This is a genomic window from Micromonospora sp. USAFONa4 (assembly GCF_057197825.1).
In genome coordinates this window covers 6119210-6140319 of record NZ_CM170072.1, presented here as the reverse complement: position 1 = coordinate 6140319, position 21110 = coordinate 6119210, and the positions used below count along the sequence as shown (strand labels likewise).

Below are 21110 nucleotides of genomic sequence, written 5' to 3'. Positions count from 1 at the left end.
CGGCACAGTCCGGCCCGGACCCCGGCACCGACCGGCCCGGACGCCGACACGGCCGGACGCCGACGCGGTCGGACGCGGTCGGGTCGGACGCGGTCGGGTCGGACGCCGACGCCGCGGCTGGCGGCGTCGGCCCGCCGGCGCGGGGCGGACCTGGTCGGGTCGGCGCTCAGCCGGCCCGCTCGGCGCGGCGCAGCAGCGCGGCGGCCACGCAGCCGCCCGCGAAGACGGCCACGGCACCGACCGTCTGCCCGGTCTCCAGGGCGGAGCGGAACGCGTCGGAGACGAGTGCGCGCTCCGGCTCGCTCCGCGCGGCGGCCAGCGCGGCGGGGAACGAGCCGGCGCCGGCCACGGCGGCGGGCAGCAGCGCGGCGAAGCGGGCGTTGAGGATCGCGCCCAGCACGGCGACGCCGAGGCTGCTGCCGACCTCCGTCATGGTGCCGTCCACGCCCGCGCCCGCCCCGGCCTTCTCCGGCGGGATGGCGCTCATCACGGCCTCGACGATGGCCGGGTTGGCCACGGCGCAGCCGGCGCCCATCACCAGCAGGCCCGGCAGCAGCACCCCGTAGCCGTCCGACGGGGCGTGGGTGATCAGGGCGAGACCGGCGGCGAGCAGCGTCATGCCGAGGGCGATCGAGTACGCCAGCCCGAGCCGGTGGATCACCCGCGCGGCGACGCCGCCCACATTCAGCAGGACGATGGAGAGCGCGAACGGCATCATCCGCAGCCCCGCCTCCCAGGCCGGGTAGCCGCGGACGAACTGGAGGTGCTGGGTGAGCAGGAACAGCGCGCCGGTGGCGCCGAAGGTGATCAGGACGACGCCGGAGACCGCGCCCACGAAGCGGGGGTTGCGGAAGAAGTGCATGTCCAGCATGGGGTCGGCGACCCGCCGCTCCCAGGCCACGAAGGCGGCGAGCAGGAGCACCCCGGCGACCGCCGCGCCGAGCACGGGGGTGGCGGTCCAGCCGTGTTCCGGCCCGGCGATGATCGCGTAGACGACCGCGGTCAGGCCGGCCGTGGAGAGCAGCACCCCGCCCAGGTCGAGCCGGCCGCCGGCCGGCTGGCGCGACTCGGGCACCAGCGCCCACGCCGCCACCAGGCAGACCAGCACGATCGGGACGTTGACCAGGAAGATCGCCCCCCACGGCAGATGGGCGAGGACGAGCCCACCGAAGGGCGGCCCGGCCGCGAAGCCCAGCGCGCTCGCCGCCGCCCAGAGGCCGATCGCCCGGGACCGCTCGGTGTCGTCGAAGACCTGCATCGCCACCGCGAGGGTGGCGGTGACCAGCAGCGCGCCGCCGATCCCCATGCCGGCGCGGGCCGCGATGAGCTGGCCGCTGGACTGGGACAGCCCGGCGGCAAGCGACCCGAGCCCGAACAGCACGAGGCCGGCCAGCAGCATCCGGCGGCGGCCGTACCGGTCGGCGGCGCTGCCCGCGGTGAGCAGCAGTCCGCACTGGACCAGCGCGTACGCGTTGATCATCCACTGCACGTCGGCGGTGCTGGCGGCCAGCTCGGTCGTGAGCACGGGGATCGCCACGGTCAGCACCGTGTTGTCGAGCACCACGGTGACCTGGGCGAGGCAGAGCACGGCGAGGATCAGCCACCGGCCCCGCACCCGACCGTCCGCGCCACCGGCCGGCCCCCCGGCGGGGGGCGCGAGCGTCGTGCTCGTCATCGGGCGGCCGGGGCGAAGCGGGCGATGGGGTTGGTCAGGGTGCCGACCAGTTGCAGCGCGGCCGACGGGTCGGCGAGGTCGACCATCTGCTGGTTGTTGCGCAGCTGGAGCCGGTTCAGGCAGGACAGCGCGAACTCCGGGGCGAAGAGGTCGTAGCGCCGCAGCCGCTCGGCCAGGTGCGGGACGCTGTCGGCGTAGTCGGCGGCGCACCCGGCGACCGTCCGCCAGAAGGTCTCCTCGTCCAGGACGCCCTCGGTGACGAGGATGGCGCTGAGGTAGCGCAGGAAGCCGTCGAAGACGTCGGTGAAGATGGACAGCAGCTTCATGTCCTCCGGCACGTCGGCCCTGACCCGTTCGACCAGCGGGGGCAGGTCGGCGTCCGGGTCCATCACCACGATCTCCTCGGCGATGTCCTTGAAGATCGCCCGCTCGACCGTCCCGCCGTCCAGGACGAGGATGACGTTCTCGCCGTGCGGCATGAACGCCAGGTCGTGGGCGTAGAAGCTGTGCAGCAGCGGGGTGAGGTAGGCGTCGAGGTAGCGGCGCAGCCACACCTGCGGCGCCAGCCCCGACCGGGCGATGAGCGCGGCGGCGAACGAGCGGCCCTCGCGGTCGGTGTGCAGCAGGGACGCCATCGTGGCCAGTCGCCGGCCCGGCTCCAGCGCCGGCACCGGGCTCTCCCGCCACAGGGCCGCCAGCATCTTGCGGTACGGGGAGTACCTGTCGGTCGCCGCCTCGTACTCCAGGTGCCGGTACCCGACGGCGGCCCGCTCGCGGATGATCGTCAGCCCGGTGCGCTTGAGGACCCCGTCGCCGTCGATCAGGTCGGCGAGCCACTCGTTGATGGCCGGGGTGGCCGCCATGTACGCGGCCGACAGCCCCCGCATGAAGCCCATGTTCAGCACGGACAGCGCGGTCTTCACGTAGTGCCGGGACGGGTCGGTGACGTTGAAGAAGGTGCGGATGGACTGCTGGGCGAGGTATTCGTCGGGGCCGGGACCGAGGCACACCAGCCGGCGCTGCGCCACCTCGGCGGCGAACGTGACGGAGATCCGGTTCCACCACTGCCACGGGTGCACCGGGATGAGCAGGTAGTCGGCCGGGTCGAGGCCGAGCCCGGTCAGGGTGTCGGCGAACCCGGCGCGGGTCTCCTCGTCGAGTTCGGCGCGGATCAGGGTGTCGTAGTCGAGGTCGGCGGCGCAGCTGAAGCTCGTCCGGTCCCGGTGACCGGCCACCCAGAGCAGCCGCAGCGGCTGGCCCGCCTCCGGGGCGTACGCCCGGTATTCGTCGATGCCGAAGCCGATGCGGCCGTTGTTGGCGACGAAGCCCGGGTGGCCCTCGGTCATCTGGGTCTCGATGGCCTGGAAGTCCGCCTCGGCGAGTTCGGCGGCGCTGACCGCCGGCTTGTCCAGCTTGTACGCGGTGCTGGCCAGCGTGGAGCTGATCTCCTCCAGGTAGACGGGGAGGATCTGGTCGCTCAGCCCGAGCGCCCCGCGCAGGTCGAGGCAGAACTCCAGGGCGTCCAGCGGCAGCTCGGCGTCACCGCGGTGGCGGGTGATGCTGTCGGCGTCGATGCGCCAGTGGTCCAGGGCCAGCAGGCTCGCGGTGAACCGGTAGACGACCTCGCCGTCGTCGCCGCGCACCTGGTACCGACGCTCCCCCGTCACGGGTGCCGACTGGTCCGCGTCGAGCGGCTCGGGCGCGAGCAGGCGCTCGTGGGCGAACTCGGCCAGCGCCTTGCGGACCAGCAGCCGGTTGGCGTACGCCCAGTTGGCGGGCGTCAGGTGGGCCACGGATGCGAGCGGGTTCACGCGGGCACGTCTCCTCGGGTTGCGGCGTGGAACTGGTCACGGGTGCAGACGCTGAGCAGCGCGTCCTTCTCGGGCTTGCGGATCGGGCCGATCACGGTGAAGCCGACGGCCGCGTTGAGCGCGTGCACCGCCGTGTTGCGCACGTCGGGCTCCACGACGACCCGCCGGGTGGCCGGGTCGGCGAAGAGCCACGCCATCACCGTGGTGATCACCGCCCGGGTGAAGCCGTGCACGGGGGCGTCGGCGGGGGCGCAGAGGAAGTGCATGCCGACGTCGCCGTCGGCCGCGTCGTACAGGCCGACGAGTTCGACGTGGGCGGGGTCGTACCGCTCGGCGAGGAAGGCCGGCCGGCCCTCGTGCAGGCCGAGGAACGCGTCGTGGTGCGGGTGCGCGGCGATCCGCCGGTACTCCTCGGCGACCCGGGCCACGTCGGCGTCCTGCATGAGCCAGAACGCCGCCTTCGGGTGGGTCACCCAGCGGTGCAGCAGCGGCGCGTCGGCGTCCGGGTCGAGCGTACGCAGGGCGAACTCGCCGAGCCGGCCGTCGACGCGGCGGTGCACGACCTCGGTCACGACGCGGCCCCGGCCGGCGCGCCGAACTCCTGGAAGGCGATGCCCTTCTCGATCGGGTAGTGCTCGCGGCCCAGCAGCTCGCGGATGATCCACGAGTTGCGGTACGGGCCCATGCCCAGGTCGGGTGAGGTGACGCTGTGCGTGTGGGTGCCGGCGTTCTGGAGGAAGATGCCCCGGCCGGTGTGGTCGATGCTGTAGTTGCGGGCCACGTCGAAGCGCCCGTGCGCGTCCCAGCGGATCCGGTCGCGCACCGGCTCCAGGAACTCCGGGACCCGGTAGTGGTAGCCGGTCGCCAGCACCAGCCCCTCGGTGTCCAGCGTGAAGTCGCGCTCCTGCTCGACGTTGCGCAGCCCCAGCGTGTACGTCCCGCTCGACTCGTCGTGGGTGGCGGTGGTCAGCGCGGTGTTGGTCAGCAGCCGGGTGCGGACCGGGCCGGGGATGCTCTTGGCGTAGAGCAGGTCGTAGATCTCGTTGATCAGGTCGGCGTTGATGCCCTTGAACAGCCCCTTCTGCTCGGACTCCAGCCGGTAGCGGGTGGGCTCCGGCAGGGCGTGGAAGTAGTCCACGTAGTCCGGCGAGGTCATCTCGAGGGTGAGCTTGGTGTATTCGAGGGGGAAGAACCGGGGCGAGCGGGTCACCCAGTTGAGCTGGTAGCCGCAGGTGTCGATGTCGCCGAGCAGGTCGTGGTAGATCTCGGCCGCGCTCTGCCCGCTGCCGACGACGGTGATGCTCCGCTTCGCGCGCAGCGCCGCCCGGTGCTCCAGGTACTGCGAGTTGTGGATCGCGTCGCCGCCGAGGCCCGCGCAGGCCTCCGGCACGTACGGCGGGGTGCCGGTGCCGAGCACCAGGTGCCGGGCCCGGTAGGTGACCGGCTCCCCCGTGGCCGCCACCGTGGCCGTGACGGTGTAGTGCTCGTCGGCCGGGTCGAATCCGACCGCCGTGACCTGCTGCCCGAACCGGACGTTGTCGAGCTTGCCGGCGGCCCAGCGGCAGTAGTCGTCGTACTCGCTGCGCAGGGGGAAGAAGCTCTCCCGGATGTAGAACGGGTACAGCCGCCCGGACTCCTTGAGGTAGCTCAGGAACGAGTACGGCGAGGTCGGGTCGGCGAGCGTGACCAGGTCGGCGATGAACGGCGTCTGGAGCCGGGTCGACTCCAGCAGCATCCCGGGATGCCAGCTGAAGCTGTCCCGCGCCTCCAGGAAGATGCCGTCGAGCCCGTCGATCGGCTCGGTCAGGCAGGCCAGGCCCAGGTTGTACGGGCCCAGCCCGACGGCGATGAAGTCGTGCGTCGACATGCGGTTCTCCAGAGCGGGGGGCGGATCGTCAGCCGACGGGGCAGGACAGCTCGGCGGTGGCCCTGGTCTGGGCGTACCAGCCGGCGTGTTCGGCGAGGAGGTCGAGGACGTGGGCGATGTCATCCATCGTGGTCTCGGGGTTGAGCAGGGTGAGCTTGAGGTAGTGCGCGCCGTCGACCTTGGTCCCGGCGACGAGCCCGGCGCCGGAGGCGGCCAGCGCCTCGCGGGCGTACAGGTTGGCGTCGTCGACGACCTCCCGGCCGGCGGCGGCCGGCAGGTAGCGGAAGACCACGGTGCTCAGCTGCGAGCGGGTCACCACCTCGAAGCGGGGGTCCCCGCTGAGCAGCTGCCACGCGGCGGCGGCCCGGTCGACCACCTCGTCGAAGAGCTCGCCGATCGCGTCCGGCCCCATGATCCGCAGGGTCAGCCAGAGCTTGAGGGCGTCGAAGCGGCGGGTGGTCTGGATGCTCTTGTCGACCTGGTTGGGGATGCGCTGCTCGACCATCCGCGCCGGGTTGAGGTAGTCGGCGTGCCAGGTGGCGTGCCGCAGCACGCGCCGGTCGCGCACCAGCAGCGCGCTGGAGCTGACCGGCTGGAAGAACGACTTGTGGTAGTCGACGGTGACCGAGTCGGCCCGCTCGATGCCGTCGAGCAGGTGCCGCCGGGTCGGCGACACCAGCAGCCCGCAGCCGTACGCGGCATCGACGTGCAGCCAGACGCCGGCGGCGGCGCAGATGTCGGCGATCTGCGGCAGCGGGTCGATGGTGCCGAAGTCGGTGGTGCCGGCGGTGGCGACGACGGCCATCACCGTCAGCCCCTCCTCCCGGCACCGGGCGATCTCCCGGGCCAGGTCGGCGGTGCGCATCCGCCGGTCGGCGTCGGTGGGCACGGTGACCACCGCGTCGGCGCCGAGGCCGAGCAGCTTGGCCGCCTTCTGCACGCTGAAGTGGCCGGCCGCCGAGGTGATGATGCGCAGTCGCGACAGCAGCTCCGGGCGGGACTGCCGCTCGGTCGTCCGGCCGACGAGGTTCGCGCAGGTCTCCTCGCGGGCCAGCAGCATCGCCTGGAGGTTGGACTGGGTGCCGCCGCTGGTGAAGATGCCGTCGGCCGCCGGCCCCAGGCCGATCCGGTCGGCCGTCCAGTCGATGAGCCGGCGCTCGATCAGCGTGCCGCCGGCGCTCTGGTCCCAGGTGTCCAGCGAGGAGTTGACGGCGGTGAGCACCGCCTCGCCGAGCAGCGCCGGGATCACCACCGGGCAGTTGAGGTGCGCGAGGTAGCGGGGGTGGTGGAAGTAGACGGCGTCGCGCAGGTAGACGTCGTGCAGCTCGTCGAGCGCGGCGCCGCTGTCGCCCAGCGGCCGGTCCAGGTCGATGCCGGCGATCCGCGGCACCAGCTCGTCCGGTGTCACGCCGGTGAACGGCCGGTCCACCTCGGCCATCCGGGTCGCGACCCGGCCGATCCCCTCGGCCAGCACGCGCCGGTAGTCCTCCACCGTGCCGGCGGTGAAGAGGTGGGCGCGGGCGCCGTGGGAGGCGGGGGTCACCCCGGTCGTAGGCACCTGGACGGTGGGTCCGGGCAGGCTCATGCGGGTCCTCAACGGTCGGGAATGGACGGTACGGCGAGCTGGCGGGACGTCACCATCCGCCCGCAGTCGGTGATCGAGCGAGCTTAGGTTACCCTAACCTAAGGATGTGTCAACATCGTTGCCCACATTGAGCGATATCACTCAACCCGGCACCTTCGACAACTCGCGCTCCCCCGGCGCCGCAACGGATCGGGGCGGGAACCGCCGCTGGTGCCCGAGGCCCAGCGCGACGCCGAGCGCCACCAGGACGACGGAGGCCAGGGCGACCGCGGGATAGCCGAACACCTCGGCCGCGGCCAGCGCGACGGAGGCCGCCACGAACGAGCAGACCAGCCCGAACGACGACAGCACCGTGAAGTCCGTACCGCCCGTGCCGGGCCGGGAGTAGTCCATGTTGACCGTGTAGAGCACGACGTTGGCGACCGTGTAGGCGGCCATGAAGCAGCAGAGCGCGGCGACCGTCCCGGCGAGCGGGGCCCGGCCGTTCAGCAACGGCAGCAGCATCGCCGTGGACAGCGCGAGCGCCACTCCCCCGGCGACGAGCACGCGGCCCCGCCCGAACCGGCCGATCGCGGCCCCGGAGACCAGACCGGCCACGATGGCCGGCAGGCTGGTCACCACGCCGGTCACCACGCCGATGCGCGCCAGCGACCAGTCCGCGTCCACCAGGGCCGGCGTCACCAGGGCGTACGTCGCGCCCGCGCCGATGTAGACCAGCGGCACCACGCCGAAGGTCCACCGGCGGCAGCCGGGCTGACCCAGCACCGACAGCAGCGCCCGGTACGCCGCACCGGCGCTGGCGACGCGGTCGGTGCGGTCCGGCTCGCGGAACCGCCACACCACCAGCAGGCCGACGGCGGTCAGGGCGGCGAGCAGCAGGATCGCGGGCGCCCAGCCGAACCGGTCGTAGACGACCACGCAGGCCCCGCCACCGAGCAGGTTGCCGACGTAGCTCGCGGCGACCTGGATGCCGTTGCCGGTGCCCCGCGAGCGCTCGGAGAGCAGCCGGACGGCGACGGCGTCGACGGCGATGTCCTGCGTCGCGGAGAGGAACACGTAGGCGACGCAGATCGCGACGACCGGGCCGAGCTGCGCGGCCGGGCGGTCGAACGGCAGCAGGGCCAGCAGGGCCAGCACCAGGCCGCCCTGGAGCACCAGCAGCCAGGACCGGTAGTGCCCACGGCGGCGGGAGCCGTACCGGTCGAGGACGGGTGCCCAGAGGAACTTGATCGGCCAGACCAGGCCGACGAACTGCAACAGCGCCAGCGTGTCGAGGGAGGTGCCGCCGTCGCGCAGGATGGCGGTCAGCCCGACGGTGATGAAGCCGATGCCGAGGTACTGCGTGACGTAGAGCGCGGTCAGCGTGCCGAGCCGACCTCTCACCGGGCGCTCCAGTAGGCCAGCGAGGTGAGCTGGTGCTTGCCGACGCCCAGCGTCCGCCGTACGTGCTTGGTGATGCCGCGCGTGCTGGCCGCCTCGCAGGCCACCCAGTAGTGGGCGTCCTCGACGGCGGGCAGGGCCGCGCAGACCGTCTCGACCAGGTGCTGGCCCTCGTCGCGGCGCGGCACCCAGGTGACCTGATGCCTGGCGTGGGCGCGCGGCGCCAGCTCCTTCTCGCCCTCGTGGGCGTACTCCAGCCAGACCGTCGCCGGGGTGTCGGGGGCCGCGGCGAGCAGGCTGTTCACCGCCGGGAGCGAGGCGGCGTCGCCGACCAGGTACAGGTGCTGCGGGGCGGGGTCCGGCAGGGTGAAGGCGGTGCCCTGCACGGTGGCCTCGATGGTGTCGCCGACCTGGGCGGCGGCGGCCCACCGGGCGGCGCATCCGTCGTGGATGGCGAACTCCAGGTCGAAGCGGCCGGTCTCCGGGTCGGGGTCGACGAGGGTGTACGCGCGCTGGTGCGGCTTGCCGTCGTTGTCGAACCACAGCCGCACCCACATGGTGGGGTGCACACCGCACGCCTCCAGCAGCCCGCCGCCGTCCATGCGCAGTCGACGGTAGCGCTCGCCGACGGCCTCGGTGCCGAGCACGGTCAGCCGGAATTCGCGACCGCCCATCGCCTTGAGCACCAGGGCTTCCCAGTTTCGCTTCACGCACCCCTCCAGGTAAGGTCTGCCTCAGTTAGGGGAGGGTAGCCTAAGTTGACATTCCTGTGGCAGGCGGGACGACCGCCCATCCGCCCGGCGCGACGATGACCGGCGTCCATCGCGACCGGTGGGGTGTCCCGCACCTGAGCGCCGACAGCGTCGACGGCCTCGCCCGGTTGCAGGGCCGGGTCGCCGCCGTCGACCGGGCCTGGCAGATCGAAGTGGAACGGTGGCGCTCCGAGGGCCGGCTCGCCGAGCACGTCGGCCCCGCCGAGCTGGGCTGGGACCGCTTCGCCCGCCGGGCCCGCCTCGACGACACCGCCCGGCGCTGCTTCGAGCGGCTCGCCCCCGCCACCCGGCGGTGGGTCGGCGCCTACGTCGACGGGGTCAACGAGGGGCTCGCCGAGGGCGCCGCCGCGGCACCCGAGTTCGCGGCGGTCGGCTGCGCCCCGGGCCGGTGGCGGCCGTGGTCGCCGCTGGGGGTCTTCCTCGTCCAGCACGTGCTCTTCTCCACCTTCCCCAACAAGCTGTGGCACGCCCACGTCGCCGCCACCCTCGGCCCGTCCGCGACCGGCCTGTTCGCCGTCGAGGGCCCCGACGGGTCGGGCAGCAACGCCTGGGCCGTGCCCGGCGACCCCGGCACCGGACGGGCGCCCGTCATCGCCGGCGACCCGCACCGCATCCTCGAACTGCCCGGCATCTACCACCAGGTGCGCCTCGCCTGCCCCGAGTTCGACGTGTTCGGCTTCGCGTTCCCCGGCGTGCCCGGCCTCCCCCACTTCGGACACGCCGGCGAGGTCGCCTGGGCCGTCACCAACGCGATGGCCGACTACCAGGACCTCTACCGCGAACAGCTGCGCCGCGACGGCGACCGGGTGCTGGTCCGCGAGGCGGACGGCTGGGTGCCGGCGCACCGGCACGTCGAGCGGATCGAGGTCCGCGGCGGCGAAGCGGGGTCCGTCGAGGTGATCGAGACGCCGCGCGGGCCGGTCGTCGACCACGACCGGAACACCGGCGAGGCGATCAGCCTGCGTACCCCCAGCCGGGTCGAGCAGCGCCTGGGCTTCGACGCGCTGCTGCCGCTGCTGCGCGCCCGCAGCGCCGACGACGTCGCCGACGCGCTGCGCGACTGGGTCGAGCCGGTCAACAGCGTCCTGGTCGCCGACCGGCGCGGAACGGTCCACCAGTTGGTCGCCGGTCTCGTCCCGCTTCGCGACGACCGGTGCCGCCGGGAGCCGGTGCCCGGCGACGATCCCCGGTACCGGTGGCACGGCGGCTACGCCGAGCCGCGCCGCACCGCCGTCGACGGGTTCGCGGTCTGCGCCAACGACCGCCGCCCCGACGTGGCGGACCTCGGCACCGGCTTCGCCCCGCCGCACCGGGCCCGCCGCATCCGCGCCCTGCTCGCCGACGGCGCCCGGCCGGAGGCCGTACACATGGACACCCGACTGGCGGCCGGGGCGCTGCGCGGCCTGCTCGACCGGGTCGACCCCGGCGGGCTCAGCGGGCCGGCCCGGCGGCTGCGGGACCGGCTGACCACGTGGGACGGAGACATGCGGGCCGACAGCGCCGACGCCGGCGCCTGGGCCGCCTGGCGCGCGGCCCTGGCCCGCCGCCTGTACGACCACCCGTGCCTGCGCCCGCTGCGCGAGACCCCGAGCGCGTTCGACGGCCTGTTCGCGCCGTGGACCGACCCGCTGTCGCGCATCGGCCACGCCCTCGACGGGGTGGCCACCGGGCTGCACCGCCTCGGCGGCGAGATCGGTCCCGTGGCGGCCGGGGCGCTCGAGGACGTCGCGGCGGGCGACCCGCCGGAGCCGTGGGGCCGGCGGCACGTGCTGCACCCCGTCCACCTCGGCGTGGCGGCGGCCACCGACGAGGCGGTACGGGGCATGCGGGAGCGGGTCGCGCTGGCCGGCGACGCCGACTGCGTGCTGGCCACGTCGAGCGTGCCCGGCGTGTCCGACGCGTGCTGGCGGGGCCCGGTGGCCCGCTACGTGTGGGACCTGACCGACCGCGCCGAGAGCCGCTGGATCGTCCCCTTCGGCGCGTCCGGGCGCCCCGGCGACCCGCACTTCGACGACCAACTGCCACTGTGGGCCGGCGGCGAGCTGGTTCCGGTGGTCACCGACTGGCGAGAACTCACCCCAGAACCAGGAGACGCGACACCGTGACATATCAGGAGAACATCCCCGGCTTCGGCGAGCTGTCGCTCGTCGCGCTGGACCCGAAGGCCCACGCGGAGTTGGTGCACGGCTGGGTGACCGAGCCCCGGGCGGCGTTCTGGGGCATGGGTTCGCACTCGGTCGACGAGGTGCGGGAGATCTACGAGTTCGTCGACGGCCTCGACACCCACCACGCGTACCTGATCATGCTCGACGGCGCGCCGATCGGCCTGTTCCAGACCTACCAGCCGGAGGCGGACCCGGTCGGCGAGCGCTACACCGTGCGGCCCGGCGACGTCGGGATGCACCTGCTGCTCGCCCCCGGGAGGCGCCCGCCGAAGGGCCTCACGACCGCCATCGGCCCCGCCCTCGCCCGCTACCTGTTCGCCGACCCCACCCGGCTCCGGATCGTCGTCGAGCCCGACGTCCGCAACGAGCGCGCGCTCGACCGGCTGCGGCGGGAGGGCTTCACCTTCGCCGACGAGATCGACATGCCCGACAAGCGGGCCCAGCTGGCGTTCCTGACCCGGGAGCGGTTCGAGGCGGACCACGCCGTACCCGCCTGAGTGAAACGGCCCGGACCCCGCCCGACGACGCGGCGAGGCCCCGCCGGGTGCGGCGGGGCCTCGCGCGAAACGGGATCAGGCGGTGGGGAAGTTGTCCGGCGTACGGATGCGGTCCCGGATCAGGGCGCCCGACTCGGTGAGCACGCCCGGGCCGGTGTAGGTGCTCCCGGCACAGGTGCCCGGCCGCAGCGCGGCGCTGCCCTCGGCCTTGTCCGAGTAGGTCCAGTTCGCGTAGCTGATCTTCAGGCGGTCCAGCAGGTCGAGCCAGGCGTTGCTGCTGGCGACGTCCACCCCACCGTCACCGGTGTAGTCCACCGTGCCGAACTCGGTGACGAACAGCGGCAACCGGGCGGCGGCCCGCTCCACCTCGGCCCGGTAGTTGTCCCGGTGGGACGCGGCGTAGAAGTGGAACGTGTACATCACGTTGCTCGCGTTCACCGGGTTGTTGATGATCTCGTTGGCGCCTGAGCCGTCGGAGACGCCCAGCGAGGACCAGCCGCGGGTGCCGACCACGACCACCGCGTCCGGGTCGTTGGCGCGGATCACCGGAATGACCTGCTCGGCGTAGCTCTTGATGGTCGCCCAGCTGACGCCGTTGGGCTCGTTGGCGATCTCGTAGATGACGTTCTTCTTGGCGGCGTTGCGGGCGGAGACGGCGGCGAAGAAGGTCTTGGCCCGGGCGAGGTTGTGCATCGGGTCGCCCGGCGTCAGGGTGTGGAAGTCGATAAGCGCGTACATGCCGCGCTGTTCGGCCTCGTCGACCAGGGCGTTGACCCGGTTGGTGAAGCCGGCAGGGTCGGTCTCGTAGCCGTCCTCCTGGACGTACATGGCGATCCGCAGCAGGTCCGCCCGCCAGTCGTCGGCCAGCGCGTCGAGCGAGGCGTCGTTGTAGCAGCGGGCGAACCACTGGATGCCGTGGGTGCTCATGCCACGCAACTGGATCGGCTTGCCGTACTGGTTGCACAGGTTGGCCCCGCACACCCGCAGCTGCCCGTTGATCGCGACCGGCGTCTGACCGGCCGGCGGCGGGGTCGTGGGCGGCGGGGTGGTCGGTGGCGGGGTCGTGGGCGGCGGCGTGGTGGGGGCCGGCGGGGTGGTCGGCGTGGTCGCGCCCGTACAGGCGGTGCCGTTGAGGGTGAACGCCGTCGGCGCGGGGTTGGCGGCGCTCCACGTGCCGTTGAACCCGATGCTGGTCGACGCACCGGTCGCCAGCGCGCCGTTCCAGCTCACGTTGCGCGCGGTGACGGCGGCGCCGGCCTGGCTCCAGGTCGCCGACCAGCCCTGGCCGACCCGTTGGCCGGCGTCGGGGAAGGCGAAGCCGAGCGTCCAGCCGTCGACCGCGTCGCCCAGGTTCTTGATCGTGATGTTGGCGGTGAAGCCACCGGACCAGCTGCTGGTGGTGTAGGTGACGGCGCAGCCGGTGGCAGCCTGGGCACTGGCGACCGGGACGGCGGCCGACGCCGCGACGGTCAGCGCGCCGACCGCGCCGGCCATGACCAGGGTGCGCCGGGACGGGCGCGGTAGGAGCTTCATGCGGGTGCCTTCGCTTCCGATCGGTGGTGGGGGTGCCGGCAGCGCAGGGCGGCGGGACGCCACGTCGCCCGACGGGTACGGCAGTTCGTACGCCGACGGCCCGCAGGCGGGTCGTCGGGCCGGGAGCCTCGCGACAGATCCCCGCCCACGGGCCCGGGAGCGCTCCCACTGCCGGCAGCTTAGGCGCGCCCCGGCCTCCCCGCAACATGGACACCCGTCGACCTCTTCCGCACGCGCGCCGGCCCCGGGGCGCGGACGCCCCGGGGCCGGTGTGCCGACGGTGTCGGTCAGAAGGTGGGAGCCAGGTAGAGCAGGCGGTTCGGCGAACCGGTGCCGGGGCTGGTGATCACGTTCGGGGTGGCCTGGCTGACGATGTACGAGTGGACCTGGGCGGGCGTCCAGGTCGGGTTGACGCTGAGCACCCGAGCGGCCGCGCCCGCGACGTGCGGGGAGGCCATCGAGGTGCCGCTGATGGAGGAGGTGGCGGTGTCGCTGGTGGACCAGGCCGACAGCACGCCCACGCCGGGGGCGAACAGGTCGGTGCAGGTGCCCCAGTTGGAGAACGAGGCCCGGGCGTCGTTGCTCTGCGACGCGTTGACGGTCAGCGCCGTCGGGACGGAGGCCGGCGAGAAGTTGCAGGCGTTGGCGTTCGAGTTGCCGGAGGCCACCGCGTAGGTGATGCCGTCGGCGATCGAGTTCGCCACGGCGGTGTTCAGGGAGGCGTTGGTCGAACCGCCGAGGCTCATGTTCGCCACCGCCGGCTGGCCCGCCTGGTGGTTCGAGGTCACCCAGTTGATGCCGGCGATGACCTGTGCCCAGGTGCCGCTGCCCTGGCAGTTCAGCACGCGGACGGCCACCAGCCGGACGTCCTTCGCCACGCCGTAGGTGTTGCCGCCGACGGTGCCGGCGACGTGGGTGCCGTGGCCGTTGCAGTCGGCGGCCGGCAGCGCGTTGTCGATCGCGTCGTAGCCGTCGACGGCCTGACCGGCGAAGTCGACGTGGGTGGTCCGGATGCCGGTGTCGATGATGTACGCCGTCACGCCGGTGCCGCTGCTGTTGTAGGTGTAGGTGCGGCTCAGCGGGAGGTTCCGCTGGTCGATGCGGTCCAGGCCCCACGGCGGGTTGTTCTGGGTGGCCGTCATCTCCACGGTGTGGTTCTGCTCGACGTAGGCGACGTCGGGGTGCGCGGCGAGGCGCTTGGCGGCCCGCTCGGAGAGCTTCACCTCGAAGCCGTTGAGCGCGTCACCGTAGACGTGTCCGACGCTGCCGCCGAAGCGGGCGGCGAGGGAGCCCGCCGTGCTCTTCACCTCGCCCTGCCGGGTGCCGGCGCGACCGCCGACGCTGGTGTCCTTGAGTACCACGATGTAGCTGTCGGCCACGGCGGTCGCGCCACCGGCGCTGAGGATCTCGCCGGTGGCCGAGGCCGCCGCCGGTGCGCCGATCATGGTGGTGACCATGGCGGCGCTGGCGAACACGCTGGCCGCAGCGGCGAGGGTTCGCCGATGAGTGCGAGGGAGTGACATCTCCCGGTCCTCCTACTGTGGTGGCCCCCGGGTGGCTCGTGGCACACCCGACAGGCGGTCTGGACGATGAGCAAACCTTAGCCGCCACATTCATGATCGTGAATTTTGTTGATGTTCACGATATGAGGAAGATGTTGAAGAGCATTGGTCGTGAATGCCTTGCGTGAAACCTGATTCCATTGAGATACGTCGACTCTGCTGGTTGACTGTCGGGGGAGCACCGGGCCGTCACACATTGACCTCGACCTGTGACAGGAGTTCCTCCACCATGCTCCGAAGGCCCCTGCTCCACGCCCTGCTCGCCGCGCTGGCGGCGATCCCCCTCACCCTCGCCGCCGGGCTCACCGCCCCCTCCCCCGCGCTGCCGGCGGCCGCCGCGCCCGTACGGGTGATGCCGCTGGGCGACTCGATCACCGGTTCCCCCGGCTGCTGGCGCTCCGTGCTCTGGAACCGCCTCCAGGCCACCGGCCACACCGACGTCGACTTCGTCGGGACGCTCGGCCCGCAGGGCTGCGGCCAAGCCCACGACGGCGACAACGAGGGGCACGGCGGCTACCTGGTGACCAACGTGGCCAACCAGAACCTGCTGCCGGGCTGGCTCGCCGCCACCCGGCCCGACATCGTCCTGATGCACTTCGGCACCAACGACGCGTGGAGCAACATCCCGCCCGCCACGATCCTCGCCGCGTACGGCAGGCTGGTGGACCAGATGCGGGCCAGCAACCCGGCGATGCGGATCCTCGTCGCGAAGATCATCCCCATGGCGCCGCCCACGTGCCCGGAGTGCGGCCAGCGGGTGACGGCCCTCAACGGCGCGATCGACGGCTGGGCGGCGGCGACCGGGACCCCCGCCTCGCCGGTGGTGGTGGTCGACCAGTGGACCGGGTTCAGCACGACCACCGACACCTACGACGGCGTACACCCGAACGCGGCCGGCGACCAGAAGATGGCCGACCGCTGGTACCCGGCCCTGGCCGCAGCGCTGGGCGGCGTCACTCCGACACCCACCGCCAGCCCGACACCCACCGTCAGCCCGACGCCGACGCCCACCGGTCCGGCCGGCGGCTGCGCTGCGAGCCATCGCGTGGTGGGCCAGTGGCAGGGCGGCTTCCAGGGCGAGGTGACGGTACGCAACTCCGGCGCCGCGCCGATCTCCGGATGGACCGTCCGCTTCGCGTTCACCGACGGCCAGCGGATCAGCCAGTCCTGGAACGCCCGGCTGACGCAGGACGGGGCCGAGGTGACCGCCCGCCACGTCGACTGGAACGGCGCCCTCGCCCCCGGCGCGCAGGCCACCTTCGGCTTCCTCGGCAGCACCACCGGAGGCGCCGCGACGGGAACGGTGACCTGCGTGCCCGCCTGACAACCGCCGCACCCACACGCCGGATCCACACGCCGCGCCGGCGCGGTCGGCCCGGACGCCTGAACAGGCTTCCGGGCCGGCAGCCGCGGCTTTCCTAGCCGAATGTCGGCTAGATCTCGGTGCACAAACGAGTGATCCTGATCACAGCACCACCTCGGGCCCCGCCAACCGGTCCGCACCCGGGGCGGCACAACGGAATTCCCTTCCGGCGGCCCGGATAGACGCCGCCCGCAACCCCCGGACCTTCGGGCATCTCGCCACGTACTGAGCCGTAACTCGTACGCAGAGTCACGCGTGACGCCGTCGGTACCGAACTGTGCCTCTATCGAATTCAGCCGCCCATCGTCACGGTTTGCGGCGCTCACTACCCTGATCCCTGATCCCGTGCCTGGGCACACGTCGACAGCGATAAGGGCTTCACATGAGCGACAGTTACCCTCCGTACGGAGGGCAGCAGCCGGACCCGAACGTCACCCCCTGGAGCGGGCCGCCGGCCCCGCAGCAGGGCGGGTACCCGGGTTACGGGCAGCCAGCGCAGGCGCCGCAGTTCGGTGCTCCCTTCCCGCCGCCGAAGAAGTCGAACAAGGGCCTGGTCATCGGGCTGGTCGCCGGCGCGGTGGTCCTCGTGCTCGCCATCTGCGGCGCCGGCATCGGCCTCGTGCTCGTCAACGGTGACGACGACGAGCCCACCATCGTCGCGACCGGCGGGCCCAGCCCCGACGCCGGCACCAGCAGCACGCCGGGCACGGACGCCTCCCCCACCCCCGGGCAGCAGGAGACGCAGGAGCCGAGCAACAACGCGGTCACCGCCCGCTACTCCAGCGACCTGTCCAACGTCTGCGACGGCGGCCAGATCCTGAACGCGGCCACCTACAACGGCCCGTCCGGCGCCAAGGCGTACACGTTCTCGAACAACCCCGACCGGCCGAACTTCTGGTCGTCGAAGTCGGTCGCCTCGAACAAGCCGTACTACGCCAAGAGCGCCGACTTCCAGACGGTGTCCGTGGTCGGCTGCCTCAAGTTCGTCGAGGGCAGCGAGGGCGAACCGAAGAAGTGCCAGTACAAGGACAGCGCCGGCAAGCAGGTCACCATCGACTACATCTCGTCGCGCTACACCCTGACCTTCTACGCCGCGAAGACCGGCGAGAAGATCGGCGACGGCGGCACCATCAGCGCCCCGGCGGCGCGCTGCCCGAGCTTCATCTCGTACAACAAGACCACCATGAAGTCGCACGCGGCGCCGGACTCCGGCAGCATCGAGGCCGCCCTGGACAAGTTCCTGTCCTGAGCGGCACGGTCGACGGTGGGGAGGGACGGATCACCGTCCCTCCCCACCGTCGTCTCCGCGCGGGGGCAAGCCCTCGTCAGTCCGCGCCAGCGACGCCGAGGGTCGCCTGGAAGTCGCGGTAGACCTCGAGCACCGGCACGATGGGCGTCGCCGGTCAGTGCTGGCCGAAGTACTCGACGTACTGCGGCTCCCGATAAGCCGGCAGCGACCTGAACAGGGCCCGGGCGTCGGAGTCCAGCCTCGCTGCGGCGCCGGCGTCACCCGCGGCCCCGGCGATCCGGCCGAGGGCCTGGCGCGCGACGGCCAGCAGGTAGCGGTCGCCGATCCGGACGGCCGCCGAGCCCGCCTCGTCGGCGTCGTGGGCGGCAGCGGCGTGGCGCCCGAGCCGGAGGTGGGCCGCCGCGCGCGACAGCAGCGCCTCGCAGCGCGACGGCAGGTCGCCGGAGCGGTCGGTGGCGGCCAGCGCCTCGTCGAGGCACTCGCGGGCCTCGGACCACCGGTCGGTGCGGCACAGCAGTTGCCCCCGCATGGTGAGGGCCGCACCGATCAGGCCCACGGCGTCGATGTCGCGGGCGATCCGCAGCGCCTCCTCGACGTCCGCGAAGGCCTGCTCCACGGCCCCGGCGGAGAGGCGCACCTGGGCGGAGTTGCTGAGGGTCGCGCCGATCATGAGCAGTCGGCCCGACTCACGGCGGAGCGCGAGCGCCTCGTCGTGGTGGACGAGGGCGCGCGACACGTCGCCCATCCGGTGGCGCAGGTTGCCGAGGGCCTCCAGACAGGTGGCGATCCGGTCGCGGTCACCGAGCGACTGGAGGAGTTCGAGACAGCGCCGCAGGTCCGCCTCGACCACCGACGGGTCGGCGGTGCCCTTGTTGAACGCCGCCCGGTAGAACAGCGCGGCACAGTGTTCGAGCGTGAGGCCGAGCCGCTCGGTGGTGGCGGCGGCGCCGTCGACGAGGGTGAGGGCCTCCTGGAGGTAGCCGTGCCGGCGCAACGAGGCGACGCTCCCCCAGGCCAGCTCGGCCGCGAGCTTCGCGGTGCCGGTGGAGGCGGTCGACGCCTGCCGGAAGGCGGCCAGGATGTTGAGGTGCTCCTCGGCCAGCCACCGGACGGCCTCCGCGGGGGTCTGCGGCGGCTCCTGCCAGGCGGGGCGGTCCTGGCCGCCGGCACCGGTCGGCGACCAGCCGGCGTTGGCCATCCGCTCCAGCTCCCGGGCCCCCTGCACGTACGCCTCCAGCAGCCGCCGCAACGCGGCCTCCCGGTCGCCCGGCGTCTCGTCCTCGGCCCGTTCGACGGCGTACAGGCGGACCAGGTCGTGGATGCCGTAGACGCCCGGCTCCCGGGGCTCCGCCAACCGCTCGTCGACGAGGCGTTCGAGAACGGTCTCGGCCCGGGCGGGCGACTCACCGAGCAGGGCGGCGACGGCGCGGGTGGTGACGGCGGGCAGCCGGCTGTCGCCGATCAGCCGGAAGGCGCGGGCGCACAGCTGCTCCTCCGGGCCCCCGTCGCGCAGCGCGGCGTAGGTGAGCGCGATGGACGGCCGGACGCTGAGGTCGTCGAACTCCAGCTCGTTGAGGCGGAGCCCGGGGTCGGCGAGCCGCTCGACCAGGCGGGCGATCGGCCAGCCCGGCCGGCTGACCAGGCGGGCGCCGACGATGCGGATGGCCAGCGGCAGCAGGCCGCAGAGATCCACCAGGCGGACGGCCGCGTCCGGCTCGGCCGTCACCCGGTCGGCGCCGCACTCGCCGGCGAGCAGCCCGACCGCCTCCGAGCGGGACAGCAGCCCCACGGCGAGATGCCGGCCGTTGGGCAGGGTCGCGAGCATCCGCCTGCTGGTGACCACGACACCGCACGAGGCGTCCGCCGGCAGCAGGCTCCTGACCTGGGCGGCGTCGCGGGCGTTGTCGAGGACGACGAGCACGCCCCGCCCCGCGAGCTCGGACCGGTACGCGACGGTGGCTTCGCCGACGTCGCCCGGCACGGCGTTGCCCGGCACCCCGAGCGCGCGGAGGAAGCGGCCGAGGACGTCGAGGGGTCGCAGCGGCGGCAGGTCGACGTCCGATCCCTGCAGGTCCACGTAGAGGGCGCCGCCGGGGTACCGGTCGGCGAGGTGGTGGGCGAGCCGGACGGCCAGCGCCGACTTGCCGGCTCCTCCCGGGCCGTGCAACGCGACCACCGGGCACGTCGCGGATCCGTCGAGCCAGCCGCGTACGGTGTCCATCTCGGCCTGTCGGCCGACGAAGGTGTCGACGGCCGGCGGCAGCCCGCGCACCACGATCCGCGCGGGCTGTGACCGCTGCGGCTCGCCGGTCAGGGCGGGGCTGTGGTCGAGGATGTCGCGGTAGAGCGCCTCCAGCCAGGGGCTGGGATCGATGCCGAGCTGATCGGCCAGCACCCGTCGGGCCCGCAGGTACGCGTCGACCGCGCCCGCGATGTCGCCGGTGCGGTAGAGCGCGGTCATCAGCTGACCCCAGCCACGCTGCCGCAGGGGATGGTTGTCGACGTGCTCGCGCAGCCGCCCGACCAGCTCGGCGGACGCGCCCAGGTCGAGTTTGGCCTGGACGTGCTCCTCCTCGACCATCAGCCGTTGCTCGTGCAGGCGGTTCAGGCGTACGGCGACCGGGTGGGGCAGGGGCAGCCCGGCGAGCGGTGCGTCGCGCCAGAGGGTGAGCGCGTGGGCCAGGCTCGCCTCCGCCTGCCGCAGCTCGCCCCGGGCACGGGCGTCGCGGCCGTGCTGGGCCGCCTCCTCGAACTCGTCGAGGTCCCGCTCGCCGGGGCGTACCTCGAGCAGGTAGCCGCCGGTGCCGGTGTGCAGCCGGCTCGCCCCGTCCGACCGGTCGCGCAGGGCCTGGCGCAGCCCGTGGGCGTACGTCCTCAGGTTGGCCGCCGCGGACGCCGGCTGAGGCTCGTCCCACAGCATCTCGGCGAGGTGTCCGGTGCGCAGCACCTCGTTCGGATCCAGCAGCAGGGTGGCGCAGAGCAGCCGTTGCTTCACCGTGCCGAGCGGCACCGGCCGACCGTCGATCCGCACCTCGAGCGGCCCCAGAAGTTGGAAACGCATGGCGGCCACCCGGGCTTTCTACCACAGGGACGAGGGGCACACCGGCCGCCGTGTCGCCTCTTCCCGGCAGGCGGCGAGGACACCACCCACACCACCCAGCGTGACGAATCCGTCACGACGCCGGAGCTGCCCGAAACGCCCCGGAAAGCCGCCCGACCCACCCCGCGACACCCATTGACGGATCGCGTCCCAGGTGGAGGCGTGTGACCGGGTCGTAACCGGGACGGGCTTGACCGCGTCCCCCGGCTCGATCACGCTCGCATCCGACGGACAACTCCAGGGAGGTCACATGCGGACGGTAGTCGACGGTCGCCTCGGTGCAGGGCTCCTCGTATCGGGCGCGCTCCTGCTCGTCGCCCTCGGCGCGCCGGCGGTCGGCGGGACCTCCGCCGACGGCGCCGCCAACCACTCGGTCGCCGGATCGTCGGTCCCCGACCTGACGGTCGTCAGGCCGGGCACCCCGCTTCCGCTGCCGACGACGACGATCTGCGGAGACCAGAACGGCGTGCCGGAGCTGTGGGACAACCTCTTCCCCACCTGCAACCGGGACGACGACCCGGTGACCGCGGGCGCCGGCGTCAACTGAGCC

The 21110-nt window shown here is 73.1% G+C and carries 15 protein-coding genes; 5 read left to right on the top strand and 10 right to left on the bottom strand.

Translation table 11 applies throughout. The features are described 5' to 3' along the window. Positions 1-166: 166 nt before the first annotated feature. The 7 genes from AC0OO9_RS27085 to AC0OO9_RS27055 form a co-directional block, all read right to left on the bottom strand. Complete coding sequence (locus tag AC0OO9_RS27085; RefSeq protein WP_484513322.1) at positions 167-1675, bottom strand: MFS transporter; 1509 nt, start codon at positions 1673-1675, stop codon at positions 167-169. Then, positions 1672-3486: an IucA/IucC family protein gene (locus tag AC0OO9_RS27080; RefSeq protein ID WP_484513320.1), complete on the bottom strand. Its 1815-nt coding sequence runs from the start codon at positions 3484-3486 to the stop codon at positions 1672-1674. The genes AC0OO9_RS27085 and AC0OO9_RS27080 overlap by 4 nt, the downstream gene beginning before the upstream one ends. Next, on the bottom strand, positions 3483-4058 hold the full coding sequence (locus AC0OO9_RS27075; protein ID WP_484513319.1) for a GNAT family N-acetyltransferase: 576 nt from the start codon (positions 4056-4058) through the stop codon (positions 3483-3485). Before AC0OO9_RS27075 ends, AC0OO9_RS27080 begins: the two co-directional genes overlap by 4 nt. After that, positions 4055-5353: a lysine N(6)-hydroxylase/L-ornithine N(5)-oxygenase family protein gene (locus tag AC0OO9_RS27070; protein WP_484513317.1), complete on the bottom strand. Its 1299-nt coding sequence runs from the start codon at positions 5351-5353 to the stop codon at positions 4055-4057. Before AC0OO9_RS27070 ends, AC0OO9_RS27075 begins: the two co-directional genes overlap by 4 nt. A gap of 28 nt (positions 5354-5381) precedes the next feature. After that, complete coding sequence (locus AC0OO9_RS27065; protein ID WP_484513315.1) at positions 5382-6938, bottom strand: pyridoxal phosphate-dependent decarboxylase family protein; 1557 nt, start codon at positions 6936-6938, stop codon at positions 5382-5384. 141 nt (positions 6939-7079) lie between these two features. Beyond that, positions 7080-8321, bottom strand: coding sequence for an MFS transporter (locus AC0OO9_RS27060; protein WP_484513314.1), 1242 nt, complete (start codon positions 8319-8321; stop codon positions 7080-7082). Continuing rightward, positions 8318-9028, bottom strand: coding sequence for a siderophore-interacting protein (locus AC0OO9_RS27055; RefSeq protein ID WP_484513312.1), 711 nt, complete (start codon positions 9026-9028; stop codon positions 8318-8320). Before AC0OO9_RS27055 ends, AC0OO9_RS27060 begins: the two co-directional genes overlap by 4 nt. 98 nt (positions 9029-9126) lie before the next feature. Between AC0OO9_RS27055 and AC0OO9_RS27050 the strand changes: the two genes are divergently transcribed. Together AC0OO9_RS27050 and AC0OO9_RS27045 are read left to right on the top strand one after the other, a co-directional pair. Next, a complete protein-coding gene (locus tag AC0OO9_RS27050; protein WP_484513311.1) occupies positions 9127-11196 on the top strand; it encodes a penicillin acylase family protein in 2070 nt (689 codons plus the stop codon). Next, positions 11193-11753: a GNAT family N-acetyltransferase gene (locus tag AC0OO9_RS27045; protein ID WP_484513309.1), complete on the top strand. Its 561-nt coding sequence runs from the start codon at positions 11193-11195 to the stop codon at positions 11751-11753. Before AC0OO9_RS27050 ends, AC0OO9_RS27045 begins: the two co-directional genes overlap by 4 nt. Positions 11754-11828: 75 nt before the next feature. Here AC0OO9_RS27045 and AC0OO9_RS27040 read toward each other — a convergent pair whose 3' ends face one another. Next, a complete protein-coding gene (locus AC0OO9_RS27040; RefSeq protein WP_484513308.1) occupies positions 11829-13286 on the bottom strand; it encodes a cellulase family glycosylhydrolase in 1458 nt (485 codons plus the stop codon). A gap of 287 nt (positions 13287-13573) precedes the next feature. Beyond that, complete coding sequence (locus AC0OO9_RS27035; RefSeq protein ID WP_484513306.1) at positions 13574-14809, bottom strand: S8 family peptidase; 1236 nt, start codon at positions 14807-14809, stop codon at positions 13574-13576. 268 nt (positions 14810-15077) lie between these two features. Here AC0OO9_RS27035 and AC0OO9_RS27030 point away from each other — a divergent pair, with 268 nt between their 5' ends. Together AC0OO9_RS27030 and AC0OO9_RS27025 are read left to right on the top strand one after the other, a co-directional pair. Then, positions 15078-16172 carry a cellulose binding domain-containing protein gene (locus AC0OO9_RS27030; protein ID WP_484513305.1) on the top strand — a complete coding sequence of 365 codons (1095 nt, stop codon included), beginning with the start codon at positions 15078-15080 and terminating at the stop codon, positions 16170-16172. Between the two features lie 421 nt (positions 16173-16593). Next, positions 16594-17460 (top strand): hypothetical protein, encoded by an 867-nt coding sequence (locus tag AC0OO9_RS27025; RefSeq protein WP_484513303.1) that lies wholly within the window; start codon positions 16594-16596, stop codon positions 17458-17460. 154 nt (positions 17461-17614) lie between these two features. Here the strand turns inward: AC0OO9_RS27025 and AC0OO9_RS27020 are convergent, their stop codons facing one another. Further along, the gene (locus tag AC0OO9_RS27020; RefSeq protein ID WP_484513301.1) at positions 17615-20521 is read right to left on the bottom strand and encodes an AfsR/SARP family transcriptional regulator; all 2907 of its coding nucleotides are present in this window, start codon (positions 20519-20521) and stop codon (positions 17615-17617) included. Between the two features lie 289 nt (positions 20522-20810). Here AC0OO9_RS27020 and AC0OO9_RS27015 point away from each other — a divergent pair, with 289 nt between their 5' ends. Beyond that, positions 20811-21107, top strand: a complete 297-nt coding sequence (locus AC0OO9_RS27015; protein WP_484513300.1) for a hypothetical protein — start codon at positions 20811-20813, stop codon at positions 21105-21107. Positions 21108-21110 lie beyond the last annotated feature (3 nt).

Bases quoted from the DNA above. Each gene is read 5' to 3' on its own strand.
- AC0OO9_RS27085 (WP_484513322.1), bottom strand. From the start codon at position 1,675: ATGACGAGCACGACGCTCGCGCCCCCCGCCGGGGGGCCGGCCGGTGGC.
- AC0OO9_RS27070 (WP_484513317.1), bottom strand. From the start codon at position 5,353: ATGTCGACGCACGACTTCATCGCCGTCGGGCTGGGCCCGTACAACCTG.
- AC0OO9_RS27065 (WP_484513315.1), bottom strand. From the start codon at position 6,938: ATGAGCCTGCCCGGACCCACCGTCCAGGTGCCTACGACCGGGGTGACC.
- AC0OO9_RS27050 (WP_484513311.1), top strand. From the start codon at position 9,127: ATGACCGGCGTCCATCGCGACCGGTGGGGTGTCCCGCACCTGAGCGCC.
- AC0OO9_RS27040 (WP_484513308.1), bottom strand. From the start codon at position 13,286: ATGAAGCTCCTACCGCGCCCGTCCCGGCGCACCCTGGTCATGGCCGGC.
- AC0OO9_RS27035 (WP_484513306.1), bottom strand. From the start codon at position 14,809: ATGTCACTCCCTCGCACTCATCGGCGAACCCTCGCCGCTGCGGCCAGC.
- AC0OO9_RS27030 (WP_484513305.1), top strand. From the start codon at position 15,078: ATGCTCCGAAGGCCCCTGCTCCACGCCCTGCTCGCCGCGCTGGCGGCG.
- AC0OO9_RS27025 (WP_484513303.1), top strand. From the start codon at position 16,594: ATGAGCGACAGTTACCCTCCGTACGGAGGGCAGCAGCCGGACCCGAAC.
- AC0OO9_RS27020 (WP_484513301.1), bottom strand. From the start codon at position 20,521: ATGCGTTTCCAACTTCTGGGGCCGCTCGAGGTGCGGATCGACGGTCGG.
- AC0OO9_RS27015 (WP_484513300.1), top strand. From the start codon at position 20,811: ATGCGGACGGTAGTCGACGGTCGCCTCGGTGCAGGGCTCCTCGTATCG.